This window comes from Sagittula stellata E-37 (assembly GCF_039724765.1).
GTDB lineage: Bacteria > Pseudomonadota > Alphaproteobacteria > Rhodobacterales > Rhodobacteraceae > Sagittula > Sagittula stellata.
The window spans coordinates 2038477-2049933 of record NZ_CP155729.1 but is presented as its reverse complement, the minus strand read 5'-3'; the positions used below and the strand labels follow the sequence as shown (position 1 = coordinate 2049933).

The following is an 11457-nucleotide window of genomic DNA, read 5'->3' as shown; positions in this document are numbered from 1 at the left end:
GCCGCCATGGCCAAGCAATTCGATCACCTGACCGACCCGATCCGCCGCTTCATCGCGGCACAGCATATCGTGTTCGTGGCGACAGCGGCCGAGACGGGCCGCGTGAACCTCTCGCCCAAGGGGATGGATTCGCTGCGCATCATGGGGCCGAACCGCATCCTGTGGCGCAACCTGACCGGATCGGGGAACGAAACGGCGGGCCACCTGAAGCGGGTCAACCGGATGACCCTGATGTGGTGCGGATTCGAAAAGCAGCCGATGATCCTGCGCGCCTACGGCTCTGCCCGCACCGCGCAGGAAGGCGACGCCGACTGGTCCGACCTCAACGGCCTCTTTCCCGAGGAAACCAGCGCCCGGCAGGTCTTCGACATGGCGGTGGACATGGTCCAGACCTCCTGCGGCTACGCCGTGCCCTTCTTCGACTACGCGGGCGAACGCGACGTGCTGCACGACTGGGCAGACCGCAGGGGCCGCGACGGCGTCCGTGCCTACTGGGCCGAGAAGAACGCGACCACCATCGACGGCTTCCCCACCGGCACGGACAAGGCCGCCGAAACCGCAGACATCCCCTCCGAATGACCGAGGCCGCCGCGCCCCGCGCCGTGCCGCAGCCGATCGGAGGCTGGCTCGTGCTGTTGGGCGTGGGGATCGTCCTCGGGCCCTTCATCGTTCTCCTGAACCTCGTGACGCTCTGGCAGGATGTCTTTGCCTCGGGCGCGTTCGACGTGATGTCCGCCCCCGCCTCCCAGGGATACGATCCGCTCTGGCCGGTACTGCTGGTGGGGGAACTGGCCTTCCAGGTGGTGATGCTGCTGGCGACGGCCCTGCTGGCGGTGTCGTTCTTCCGGCGGAGCTGGGCCTTCCCGCGGCTCTACCTCGGGGTCAACCTGATGGCGCTGGCGGCAAACGTCGTCGACATCGCTGCGGTGCGCCACCTGATGCCGGAGTACCCGCTGATCGACGGCACCGCCGTGCAGACCTTCGGCAGCCTCGCCATCGGCCTGCTGATCTGGACGCCCTACCTGTTCCTGTCGGACCGCGCGCGAAGGACCTTCATCGCATGAACGCCGAAGACGCCCTCTCTGCCCTGCGCGCCCGGTCCGATTCCGAGCGCGCCCCCGGCATGGCCGCTTATCACAAGACCGCCCGCCCCTGCCTCGGAACGCCCAATCCGGCGATCAACGACCTGGTGAAGGACTGGCGGAAAGCCCTGTCCCTGCCCGAGCGCGTCGCCCTGGCGGACGGCCTCTGGCAGTCCGGCGTGTTCGAGGCGCGCATCGCCGCCGCCAAGCTGCTGACACAGGCGCGGATGCGTCCCTCGGACGCCGCCGCATGGGATCTGATGCTGACATGGGTGCCAGAGTTCGACGGCTGGGCCATCGCCGACCACGCCTGTTCCGCGCTGTCGCGCCGGGTCATGGCGGACCTGTCGCGGCTCGACACGCTCGAAGGGTGGACCGCTTCCGATCACCTGTGGACGAAACGCGCGGCACTTGTCGCCGCGCTGCCGCTGGCGCGCCTCAGCATCCCGAAAGCCCACGAGGTCGCGGCGCGCGAAAGGGTGCTGGACTGGGCCGCAGGCTACACACACGACGCCACGTGGTTCATCCAGAAAGCGGTGGGCTGGTGGCTGCGCGACCTCTCCAAACACGACGCCGACAGGGTCCGGGACTTCCTCGACACCCATGCCGCAGCGATGAAGCCCTTCGCCGTCCGCGAGGCATCGAAGTACCTCTGAGACAGCGCGCCCAGGCCGGAAGGACGCCCGCCGCAACGCACGGCGGGCACCCGACCCGTCAGGAGCCCGCGAAGACCTGAATGGTCGGCAGATCGGTCAGCGGCGCGCCGATCAGTTGCATCGCCGGCAACGACAGCCGGCTGCCACCGGACGACGGCCCGTCGATCGGGATCAGATCGACCTGCGCGCTCTTGCCGTTGTATTCCACCCGGCCCTTCTGCGCCGCCTTGACCAGCGGCGTTTCCAGCCAGAACCCGGACCGCGACGGATCGCCCAGCGAAGCCACGGTCTTGCCCAGCAACGTCTCGCCGCCTGCATCCGCCGGTTTCGCCGCCGCCGCTTTCTTCTCTTCGGCCGAGGTCGTGTCGAACTGCGCCGCCGTGCGCGCGTTGGCCGGAGGTTTGGGCGCCGCCGTCACCGCGCCGTCGCCACGCGCCTGCGGACGCGACCCGGCGGACGTCGCCTCGGCCGTTGCGGATTTCTGGGGCGATTTCGGCTGGAACAGCCCTGCTCCGTCGCCGCACCCCGCCAGTCCAAGCGCCAGTGCGCCTGCCATCGCCACGCGATTCATCATTGGGAAAGTCCTTTTCTGCCCGCGTCCCGTCTTACACGCCTTGGCCTTTGGTACACAATCATGCGCACGCCCTTGCTCAAATTCCCGCCGAGGCCTAGGTTCATTGCCATGACGACACCCTTGATCGACCCGTTCCAGCGCCCGATTTCCTACCTTCGGGTTTCCGTCACCGACCGCTGCGATTTCCGCTGCGTGTACTGCATGTCGGAAAACATGACCTTCCTGCCGAAGAAGGAGCTTCTGACGCTGGAAGAACTGGACCGCATGTGTTCGACCTTCATCCGGCTGGGCGTCGAAAAGCTGCGCATCACGGGCGGCGAACCGCTGGTGCGGCGGGACATCCTGACCTTCTTCCGGGGCATGACGCGCCATCTGGACGCCGGCAGCCTGAAGGAACTGACGCTGACCACCAACGGCTCGCAGCTGGGCAGGTTCGCGCAGGACCTCTACGACGCCGGGATGCGCCGGGTGAACGTGTCGCTCGACACGCTGGACGAGGCCAAGTTCGCCGAGATCACCCGCTGGGGCCGTCTGCCGCAGGTGCTGAAGGGCATCGACGCGGCGCAGGCGGCGGGCCTGAGGGTCAAGATCAACGCCGTCGCGCTCAAGGGTTTCAACGAGGACGAACTCTTCCGCATGACGGAATGGTGCGCCGCGCGTGACATCGACCTGACCTGGATCGAGGTCATGCCGATGGGCGACATCGGCAACGAGGACCGGCTGGACCAGTACTGGAAGCTGACCGATCTGCGTGCACGGCTGGCCGAACAGTATACCCTGACCGACCTGCCCGAAAGCACGGGCGGCCCGGCCCGCTACGTGCGGCTGGAGGAAACCGGCCAGAAAATCGGCTTCATCACGCCGCTCTCCCACAATTTCTGCGAAAGCTGCAACCGCGTGCGCCTGACCTGCACCGGCGAATTGTTCATGTGCCTGGGTCAGGAGGACAACGCCGACCTGCGCTCCGCCCTCCGCAATCACCCGGAAACGGACGCCCCGCTGGAAGAGGCGATCCGCGCCGCGATCCGGCTGAAACCGAAGGGCCACGACTTCGACTATTCGCGCCAGACGGTCGATGGCCGCGTGTCCCGCCACATGAGCCATACCGGCGGCTGACCCACCCCGGGCGCACCAGGGACGCAGCATGGCGGCCTTGCGAGAATGTCGCGCCCCGAGGCGCTGCAATTGCCGGAAGCGCAGGTTATGTGTGAACCGTCACAACAGCGGAGCGCCCATGTCCTGGTCCTTTCCCGTCGGTCGCCTGCTCGGCTCAGAGCTGAGGGTTCACGCCACGTTCTTCCTTTTGCTGGGCTGGATCGGCCTGTCGGCCTACAGCAGCGGTGGCACAGCGGCGGCGCTCGACAGTCTCAGTTTCGTCGTCCTTCTGTTCGCTTGCGTCGTGGCGCATGAGTACGGCCACGCGTTGATGGCGCGCCGCTTCGGCATCCGCACCCCCGACATCACCCTGCTGCCCATCGGCGGGCTCGCCCGGCTCGACCGGATGCCCGAACGCCCGGCGCAGGAGATCGCTGTGGCGCTGGCGGGTCCGGCGGTCAACGTGGTGATCTGGGCGGTGCTGATCGCGCTTGGCGCCAACACCAGCGTCGACGCGTTGTCGGATCCCACCGCCACCGGCAACCTCGCCGGGCGCATCGCGGCGGTGAACCTGGCGCTCGCGCTCTTCAACATGATCCCGGCTTTCCCGATGGACGGCGGCCGTGTGCTGCGCGCCGCGCTGGCGCTTGGCACCGACCGGGTGCGCGCCACCCGCATCGCCGCCCGCGCAGGCCAGGTCTTCGCGCTCTTGCTGGCGGTCTGGGGCCTGACCTCCGGCAACCTGATCCTGCTGCTGATCGCCGCCTTCGTGATCTTCGCCGCCGAGAGCGAGGCGCAGGACGTGTCGTCCCGCGACATCGCCCGGGGCCTCTTCATGCGCGACGCGATGATCACCCAGTTCGAAAGGCTGCGGCCCGAAGACAGCCTCGGCGTTGCCGGACAGACCCTGATCCGCACCACGCAGCACGAATTCCCGGTGCTGGACGACGACGGCGCGCTCTTGGGGTTCCTCACCCGGCAAGCGCTGTTCACCGCCATGGCCGAGGGCAACACCAGCCGCCCCGTGGGCGAGGTGATGACCACATCCATTCCGCAACTGGGACTGGCCGCGCCGCTGGTGCAGGTGCTCGACGCGCTGCAGGGCGCGCCCGCCGTGGCCGCCGTCGACCGCCATGGCCGGGTGCTGGGCTATGTCACGTCCGAGAACCTGGGCGAACTGATGGTGCTGCGCCGCCCGCGCTGACGCGCTGCGCTTACCGCGCCGCCAGCTGCTCCTGCAGAAGCCCCGCCACCGCGTCGCGCGGCACGTCAGAGGTGACGAAGGCCGCGCCGATGCCGCGCGCCAGGATAAAGTTCAACCGCCCGTCCACCACCTTCTTGTCCTGCCCCATCAGGTCGAGGAGCGCATCGGCGTCCGGCAGGTCGCCGGGAATGTCGCGCAGGTCGCGCTTCATGCCCGCCTGCGCCAGCAGCGCGCGGGCCCGGCTCGGGTCCTCCTGCGCGCAGAGGCCAAGCCGCGCGGACAACTCGAACGCCAGCGCGCAGCCGATCGCCACACCCTCGCCGTGCAGCAGCCGGTCGGAATAGCCCGTCGCCGATTCGAACGCATGGCAGAAAGTATGCCCGAGGTTCAGCAGCGCGCGGTCGCCCTGCTCCGTCTCGTCACGCAGCACGATCTCCGCCTTCATCTCGACCGAACGCTTTACTGCGTACTGCCGCGCGGCGCGGTCGCCCCCGATCACCGCGTCGGCGTTCTCCTCCAGCCAGGCAAAGAACGCGGCGTCGCCCAGCAGGCCGTATTTCACCACCTCGCCCATCCCGGCGCGGAAATCGCGCGGCGTCAGCGTGTCGAGCACCCCGATATCCGCCAGCACCAGCGACGGCTGATGGAACGCGCCGATCAGGTTCTTGCCCTGCGGCGCGTTGATGCCGGTCTTGCCGCCGACCGAACTGTCCACCTGCGCCAGCAGAGAGGTCGGGATCTGCACGAAGCGCACGCCCCGCCGCAGCACGGCGGCGGCAAACCCCACGAGGTCACCGATCACGCCGCCGCCAAGCGCCACGACGATGTCGCGCCGCTCCACCTTCTGCTCCAGCAGCCACTCCACGGTGCGCGAGAACTGCGGCCAGCCCTTCGTCGCCTCGCCCGGCGGCAGCGTCAGTGCGACGCTGGAGATGCCCTCTGCCGACAGGGCCTGTTCCAGCGTCGACAGATGCGCCGCGGCCACGGTCTCGTCGCTGACGATGGCCACGCGCGGCCGTTTCAGCAGCGGCGCGATCTCTGCCCCGGCGCGCGCCAGCAGACCTTCGCCGATGCGCACGTCATAGGACCGCCCCGGCAGCGGCACGCTTACGGTTTCGGTCATGTTGGTTCCTCCAGTACGTCCGGGCGCTCTGCCAGCAGGGCATCCGCCACCCGCGCCGCCATCTTGTCCAGAGACATGCCCGGTTCCGAGCGCACGGCCAGATCGGCCAGCGCATAGATCGGCACCCGCCGGTCATACAGCCCGCGCAGCGTCCCCTTCGGGTCCGCCGTCTTCAAAAGCGGCCGTGTGTCCTTGTGGCGCACCCGCTCCCACAAGAGCTCCAGGTCGGCATTCAGCCAGACCGATACGCCCAGTTCCGAGATCATCTTGCGGTTGGCTTCCGACATGAAGGCGCCACCGCCGGTCGACAGGACGCCCGGCGCGCCGTCCAGCAGCCGACCGATGATCTGGCTTTCCTTGCGGCGAAAGAAATCCTCGCCGTCGCGGGCGAAAATCTCGGCGATGTTCATCTGTGCGGCGACCTCGATCTCGTGATCGGAGTCGCGGAATTTCACGCCCAGCCTTGACGCGAGGGTCTTTCCCACAGCGGTTTTGCCGGCGCCCATCATGCCGACGAACACAACCGTCTTGCGCAGGATCAAACCCTTGTGAAAGGTGCCTTCGGCCATTCCTTGCCCATGTCTTGCCTGTTGCGTGAATGACGTGAACGGGACAAAAAGGCTAGGTATAAACGCGAAAAAAGGTGAGGCAGGGGGTGCCCATATGGGGCGACTGATAAAGTGGCTTTTCTATCTACTCGTGCTGGGCGTGATCGCTTTGACGGCGTACGCTTACGTGGGTCCGTATTTCGGAGCGGACTTCAGCCCGCCACAGGCGGAAATCCGGGTGCCGGTCGAACTGGAAGAGAACTGACATGGGCAGAGGGCCGATGAACCCGAACAGGATTCGGCGGGCGGCTCTCGGCGGGACCGTGGCGCTGGTTATGGGCCTGACCTTGGCGCAAAGCGCGCAGGCCCAGACCGAACCCGTGGCACAGGGCGCGCTGCCGCCTTCGGTGGAAACATCGCCCCTGTCCGAGGCCGACCCGAGCGCGGCAGGCCTGTTGTCGCCCGCGACGACCGGGCTGCCGGTGACGTTGTGGAAGGCCTCCGACCCGGCGAACCTGGCCGTGCTGATCGACGCGGTGGAACTGCCCGTGCCCGCCATGCAGCGGCTGATGCGCACGCTGATTCTCGCCGAGGCGGAGCCACCCGCGGGCGATGCCCGGCTGGCCTTCCTCGACGGGCGGCTCGAATGGCTGACGTCGCATGGCGCCGTCGAAGAGGCGCTGGCCCTTCTGGACATCACCGGGGTCGACGACCCCCGGCTCTTTGCCCATTGGGTCGACCTGTCGCTTCTGCTGGGCCGGTCGGAACCGGTCTGCGACAAGCTCGAAGTGCAGCCGAGAATGTCCTCCGACCTGTCTCTCAGGGTGTTTTGCACGGCACGCAAGGGTGACTGGGAACGCGCGGCGCTGATTCTGCAAAGCGCCCGGACGCTGGGCGACATCAGCGGGCGCCGGGCGGAACTCCTGACCCGTTTCCTCGACCCCGAGGCCGGCGACGGGCGCGCGCTCCTGCCGCCGGTCCGACCCTCGCCGCTGGAATTCCGCCTGTTCGAGGCGCTGGGGGAACCGCTGCCCACGGCGCCGCTGCCCCTGCCCTTCGCGGTGCTGGACCTGACCGGCGACAACGGCTGGCGCACACAGATCGAGGCCGCCGAACGGCTGGCCCGCGCGGGCAGCCTGCCGCCGAACCGGCTGTTGGGGATCTACACGCTGCGGCGGCCCGCCGCGTCGGGCGGCATCTGGGACCGGGTGAAGGCGCTTCAGGATTTCGAGGCGGCGCTGAAACGCGGCGTGCCCGAAGGCGCGGCCCGCGCACTGGTGCAGGTCTGGCCGCAAATGGCCCATGCGCGGATGCTTTCGCCCTTCGCCGACCTCTATGCCGAGGCCATCGCAGAGGTCGACGTGAACGGGCGGGCGCAGCAGATGGCCCGCCGCGCGCGGTTCCTGACCGCCAGCTACGAAGACCTGTCGCTGACGCTGGAAGACGACGACGGGCGCGAGGCGCGCTTCCTGTCCGACATTGCCCGCGGTCTCACCCCCGAAGACCTGCCGCCCCTGCCCCACGCCGAAGCCGTCGCCGAAGGTTTTTCGGAAGGCGCGACCATGCCGCCGGTCCTGGCCACGCAACTCGACGGCGGCCGTCTGGGAGAGGTCATCCTGCGGGCCATGGCGCTCTTTGCCTCCGGCGCGGAAGGCAACGGGCAGGACCTGACCGACGCGATCGCCACCTTCCGGGCGCTCGGGCTGGAGGACACGGCCCGGCGGGCCGCGCTTGAACTCATGATCCTCGACGCGGAGCGTGCCCTGCAATGACGCTCGCCCCGTCCCGCTGGCTGCCCCTCTTCCTCGAAGCCATGGCGGCCGAGCGGGGTGCCGCCGCCAACACGCTCGCCGCCTACCAGCGCGACCTCACACATGTCGCCGACTGGCTCACCGACCACGCGCTCGACTTCGCCACGGCCCAGAAGAAGGACGTGGAATCCTACCTGATCGACTGCGACACGCTGGGCCTGTCGCGCGCCACCCGGGCGCGGCGGCTCTCGGCGATCAAGCAGATCTACCGCTTCGCCTTCGAAGAGGGCCTGCGCGAGGACAATCCGGCGGTGCAGATCGCGGGCCCCGGCCGCGAGAAACGCCTGCCCAAGACGCTTTCGGTCGAACAGGTGGACCGGCTGCTCGACGCCGCCGCAAACCATGGCAGAACCGAGGCCGACCGCGCCCGCAACGCCTGCCTGATGCAGGTGCTCTACGCCACCGGCATGCGCGTCACCGAGCTGGTCTCGCTCCCGGTCTCCGCCGCGCGCGGCGACCCGAGGATGCTGTTGATCCGGGGCAAGGGCGGCAAGGAACGCATGGTCCCGCTGTCTCCCCCCGCACGCGAGGCCTTGACCGCCTGGCTTTCGGCCCGCGATGCCGCCGCGTCCGAGGCACAGGCCGCCACCGGCGCCGTCCCCTCGCCCTTCCTCTTCCCGTCGCACGGCAAGGCCGGGCACCTGACGCGCCACGCCTTCTACATGCTCATCAAGGAATTCGCGCTCGAAGCGGGCGTTCCCCCGTCCGAGGTCACGCCCCACACGCTGCGCCACGCCTTTGCCACGCACCTGCTGGCCAACGGCGCCGACCTGCGCGCGATCCAGACCCTGCTGGGCCACGCCGACGTGGCCACGACCGAGATATACACCCACGTCCTCGAAGAGCGGCTGCGCGATCTCGTGCTCGACCATCACCCGCTGGCGAAGGACTGACCGCCCCGACGGCCCCCAACGGCTCTCGTCAAAGCGCGCCTGTCAAAACACCCCTGTCAAAGCGCCCCGATCCACCCGGCACAGGCCCGCGCGGCGTCGCTCAGGTGATCCGCCTGCGTCAGCCCTGTCACCCGTTTGCGCGGCGCGAAATCGTGGTCGCCGTCCGCCAGCCAGTGCAGCGCGATACGCTCGGACAAGGCGTAGCCCGCCACCTCCTGCTCCGTACCGAACGGGTCGCGGGTGCCCTGGCAGATCAGCGCCGGCGTCCGCAGCCCGACAAGGTGTTCGGTGCGCAGCTTCTCCGGCTTGCCCTGCGGGTGGAACGGATAGCCAAAGCACGCAAGCCCCGCGATCCGCCCCGCCGCAAACGCCTCATCGGCGATCAGCGACGCCACGCGCCCGCCCATCGACTTGCCGCCGATGACCACCCGGGCGCCATTCGGCAGATCGGCCAGCGCCGCCGCGTATTCCCCGCACAGCATCTCGACCTTCGGCGGCGGCCGTTTCGGCCCGCCCGTCCGGCGCGCCGCCATGTAGGCGAACTCGAACCGCGCCACGCGCAGCCCGCACCCGGCCAGGGCCGCCGCCAGCCCCGCCATGAACGGCGTGTCCATCGCGGCCCCCGCGCCATGCGCCAGAAGCACCGTCACGGGCGCGCCCGCATCGCCGTCGAACAGAAACCGCGTCACGTCATGCTCCTTCCATGGCCTTGCGCGGCAAGCGCCTCTTGAACCGCCGCGCAAGCACACCCATAACCGGCCAGAGCAAGGAGAACACCCCCCATGGACCCGCAGCCCGGCACCCTCGACGCCGCCTTCTGGATCACGTCTGGCGCGATCCTCGGCCTCATCATGATGTCCGCCTTCTTTTCCGGATCGGAAACCGCGCTGACCGCCGCCTCGCGCGGGAAACTGCGCGCCGCCTCGGACAGGGGATCGAGCGGCGCCGCGCGCGCTCTGCGGATCACCGAGGACAACGAACGGCTGATCGGCTCCGTCCTTCTGGGCAACAACCTGGTCAACATCCTCGCCACCTCTCTGGCGACTGCGCTGTTCACCAACCTCTTCGGGGACAGCGGTGTCGCCTGGGCCACGCTCTTCATGACGCTGCTCGTGCTGATCTTCGCCGAAGTGCTGCCCAAGACCTACGCCATCACCAACCCCGAAACCGCCGCCGCCCGGGTCGCGACGCCCATCGCGCTCGTCATCCGGCTGTTCGCGCCGGTGGTCTCCGCCGTGCGCCTGCTGGTCCGGGGCGTGCTGCGCGTGTTCGGCGTGCAGACAGATCCCGACAGTCAGATCCTCGCCGTCCGCGAAGAGATCGCCGGCGCGCTGCAACTCGGCCACTCCGAAGGCGTGGTGCAGAAGGAAGACCGCGACCGCATCCTTGGCGCGCTGGACCTCGGCGACCGCACGGTCGAAGAGATCATGCTCCACCGCTCCAACATCGAGATGATCGACGCCGACACGCCGCCGCAGGACATCCTCCAGCAGTGCCTCGAATCGAGCCATACCCGTCTGCCCGTCTTCCGTGGCGACCCGGAGAACATCATCGGCATGATCCACGCCAAGGACCTGCTGCGCGCCATGTACAAGCTGACCACCGGCGAAAAGGACATCGCCGAGGCGCTGGCGGGCTTCAAGGTCACCGACGTGATGATGAAGCCCTACTTCGTGCCCGACACAACCGCGCTGGACGACCAGATGCGCCAGTTCCTGCGCCGCCGGACCCACTTCGCGCTGGTGGTGGACGAATATGGCTCGTTGAAGGGTCTCATCACGCTTGAGGACATCCTCGAGGAAATCGTGGGCGAGATCGCGGACGAACACGATCCCAAGGCGGACAGCCAGTTCCTGCTCACAGACGACGGGCAGTATCTGGTCGACGGCAACATGACGATCCGCGATTTCAACCGCGCCACCGATTTCATCCTGCCCGACGACGAGGCCAATACCGTCGCCGGTCTGGTGATCTACGAGTCGCAGGTGATCCCGACGGTCGGCCAGGTGTTCAGCTTCCACGGGTTCCGGTTCGAGGTCCTCGCGCGCGAAAACAACCGCATCACCAAGCTGAAGATCATGCCGCTCTGACAACCGCCGTGCGCGACATTCCGTAGGCCGGAGTTTCACTCCGGCGCGCCGTCCGGCTGCGACAAAACCGCCGTTAACCGCATCGCAAGGGAATTCCGCCGCACTGCGGCGCAAATGGTTAACAACCGGCCGGTTCGAGGGGTCGAAACGGCCGTTTCACCCCTTACAGCGCGATAACCTTCGTGAACGAAGGGTTACCGACCCTCCCGTGTTCACCACATTTCAACAGGTCTTGCCCGCACCGGGCGCCGGGTTAACCGCGCCACCGTCCACGTCCGCATGACGGGCGTTTCGTGGCTTGGTGTTCCGATGATCCAACGCGCCCTCCCGTCGGACCCACCCTCCGGACCGGCAGGAAACGAACCGTCCGGCCAGCTTTCG

Annotated in this window: 13 protein-coding genes; 9 read left to right on the top strand and 4 right to left on the bottom strand. The window is 68.2% G+C overall.

Annotation, left to right across the window (positions count from 1 at the left end; translation table 11 throughout):
• Positions 1–6: 6 nt before the first annotated feature.
• From ABFK29_RS09725 to ABFK29_RS09715, 3 genes are read left to right on the top strand one after another with little or no spacing between them, the layout of a single operon-like run.
• Complete coding sequence (locus ABFK29_RS09725) at positions 7–579, top strand: pyridoxamine 5'-phosphate oxidase family protein (protein ID WP_005857409.1); 573 nt, start codon at positions 7–9, stop codon at positions 577–579.
• The gene (locus ABFK29_RS09720; protein ID WP_005857407.1) at positions 576–1064 is read left to right on the top strand and encodes a DUF2569 domain-containing protein; all 489 of its coding nucleotides are present in this window, start codon (positions 576–578) and stop codon (positions 1062–1064) included. The genes ABFK29_RS09725 and ABFK29_RS09720 overlap by 4 nt, the downstream gene beginning before the upstream one ends.
• Entirely contained in the window at positions 1061–1738 is a 678-nt protein-coding gene (locus ABFK29_RS09715; RefSeq protein ID WP_005857405.1) for a DNA alkylation repair protein, read from the top strand. Before ABFK29_RS09720 ends, ABFK29_RS09715 begins: the two co-directional genes overlap by 4 nt.
• A gap of 58 nt (positions 1739–1796) precedes the next feature.
• Here the strand turns inward: ABFK29_RS09715 and ABFK29_RS09710 are convergent, their stop codons facing one another.
• Positions 1797–2312 carry a hypothetical protein gene (locus ABFK29_RS09710; protein ID WP_005857404.1) on the bottom strand — a complete coding sequence of 172 codons (516 nt, stop codon included), beginning with the start codon at positions 2310–2312 and terminating at the stop codon, positions 1797–1799.
• A gap of 108 nt (positions 2313–2420) precedes the next feature.
• Between ABFK29_RS09710 and moaA the strand changes: the two genes are divergently transcribed.
• Together moaA and ABFK29_RS09700 are read left to right on the top strand one after the other, a co-directional pair.
• On the top strand, positions 2421–3428 hold the full coding sequence (moaA, locus tag ABFK29_RS09705; protein WP_005857402.1) for a GTP 3',8-cyclase MoaA: 1008 nt from the start codon (positions 2421–2423) through the stop codon (positions 3426–3428).
• Between the two features lie 118 nt (positions 3429–3546).
• Entirely contained in the window at positions 3547–4611 is a 1065-nt protein-coding gene (locus ABFK29_RS09700) for a site-2 protease family protein (protein WP_005857400.1), read from the top strand.
• Between the two features lie 10 nt (positions 4612–4621).
• On the opposite strand, the gene aroB is transcribed toward ABFK29_RS09700, so the two are convergent.
• Both aroB and ABFK29_RS09690 read right to left on the bottom strand, forming a co-directional pair.
• Positions 4622–5734, bottom strand: coding sequence for a 3-dehydroquinate synthase (gene aroB, locus ABFK29_RS09695; protein ID WP_005857398.1), 1113 nt, complete (start codon positions 5732–5734; stop codon positions 4622–4624).
• Positions 5731–6303, bottom strand: coding sequence for a shikimate kinase (locus ABFK29_RS09690; protein ID WP_005857396.1), 573 nt, complete (start codon positions 6301–6303; stop codon positions 5731–5733). Before ABFK29_RS09690 ends, aroB begins: the two co-directional genes overlap by 4 nt.
• Before the next feature lie 94 nt (positions 6304–6397).
• Between ABFK29_RS09690 and ABFK29_RS09685 the strand changes: the two genes are divergently transcribed.
• Genes ABFK29_RS09685 through ABFK29_RS09675 form a run of 3 tightly spaced genes read left to right on the top strand, consistent with a single transcriptional unit; the run spans position 6398 to position 8986 of the window.
• Entirely contained in the window at positions 6398–6547 is a 150-nt protein-coding gene (locus ABFK29_RS09685; RefSeq protein WP_198135699.1) for a hypothetical protein, read from the top strand.
• 1 nt (position 6548) lies between these two features.
• Positions 6549–8054 (top strand): hypothetical protein, encoded by a 1506-nt coding sequence (locus ABFK29_RS09680; RefSeq protein WP_050772379.1) that lies wholly within the window; start codon positions 6549–6551, stop codon positions 8052–8054.
• Complete coding sequence (locus ABFK29_RS09675) at positions 8051–8986, top strand: tyrosine recombinase (protein WP_005857390.1); 936 nt, start codon at positions 8051–8053, stop codon at positions 8984–8986. Before ABFK29_RS09680 ends, ABFK29_RS09675 begins: the two co-directional genes overlap by 4 nt.
• Positions 8987–9042: 56 nt before the next feature.
• Here the strand turns inward: ABFK29_RS09675 and ABFK29_RS09670 are convergent, their stop codons facing one another.
• On the bottom strand, positions 9043–9675 hold the full coding sequence (locus ABFK29_RS09670; protein ID WP_005857388.1) for an alpha/beta family hydrolase: 633 nt from the start codon (positions 9673–9675) through the stop codon (positions 9043–9045).
• Between the two features lie 93 nt (positions 9676–9768).
• Here ABFK29_RS09670 and ABFK29_RS09665 point away from each other — a divergent pair, with 93 nt between their 5' ends.
• Positions 9769–11076 (top strand): HlyC/CorC family transporter, encoded by a 1308-nt coding sequence (locus tag ABFK29_RS09665; protein ID WP_005857386.1) that lies wholly within the window; start codon positions 9769–9771, stop codon positions 11074–11076.
• Positions 11077–11457: the final 381 nt, after the last annotated feature.

Excerpts from the sequence above, each read along its gene's own strand:
- ABFK29_RS09665 (WP_005857386.1), top strand. The coding sequence starts at position 9,769 with ATGGACCCGCAGCCCGGCACCCTCGACGCCGCCTTCTGGATCACGTCT.
- ABFK29_RS09680 (WP_050772379.1), top strand. The coding sequence starts at position 6,549 with ATGGGCAGAGGGCCGATGAACCCGAACAGGATTCGGCGGGCGGCTCTC.
- ABFK29_RS09715 (WP_005857405.1), top strand. The coding sequence starts at position 1,061 with ATGAACGCCGAAGACGCCCTCTCTGCCCTGCGCGCCCGGTCCGATTCC.
- aroB (WP_005857398.1), bottom strand. The coding sequence starts at position 5,734 with ATGACCGAAACCGTAAGCGTGCCGCTGCCGGGGCGGTCCTATGACGTG.
- moaA (WP_005857402.1), top strand. The coding sequence starts at position 2,421 with ATGACGACACCCTTGATCGACCCGTTCCAGCGCCCGATTTCCTACCTT.
- ABFK29_RS09725 (WP_005857409.1), top strand. The coding sequence starts at position 7 with ATGGCCAAGCAATTCGATCACCTGACCGACCCGATCCGCCGCTTCATC.
- ABFK29_RS09700 (WP_005857400.1), top strand. The coding sequence starts at position 3,547 with ATGTCCTGGTCCTTTCCCGTCGGTCGCCTGCTCGGCTCAGAGCTGAGG.
- ABFK29_RS09690 (WP_005857396.1), bottom strand. The coding sequence starts at position 6,303 with ATGGCCGAAGGCACCTTTCACAAGGGTTTGATCCTGCGCAAGACGGTT.
- ABFK29_RS09710 (WP_005857404.1), bottom strand. The coding sequence starts at position 2,312 with ATGATGAATCGCGTGGCGATGGCAGGCGCACTGGCGCTTGGACTGGCG.
- ABFK29_RS09685 (WP_198135699.1), top strand. The coding sequence starts at position 6,398 with ATGGGGCGACTGATAAAGTGGCTTTTCTATCTACTCGTGCTGGGCGTG.
- ABFK29_RS09675 (WP_005857390.1), top strand. The coding sequence starts at position 8,051 with ATGACGCTCGCCCCGTCCCGCTGGCTGCCCCTCTTCCTCGAAGCCATG.
- ABFK29_RS09720 (WP_005857407.1), top strand. The coding sequence starts at position 576 with ATGACCGAGGCCGCCGCGCCCCGCGCCGTGCCGCAGCCGATCGGAGGC.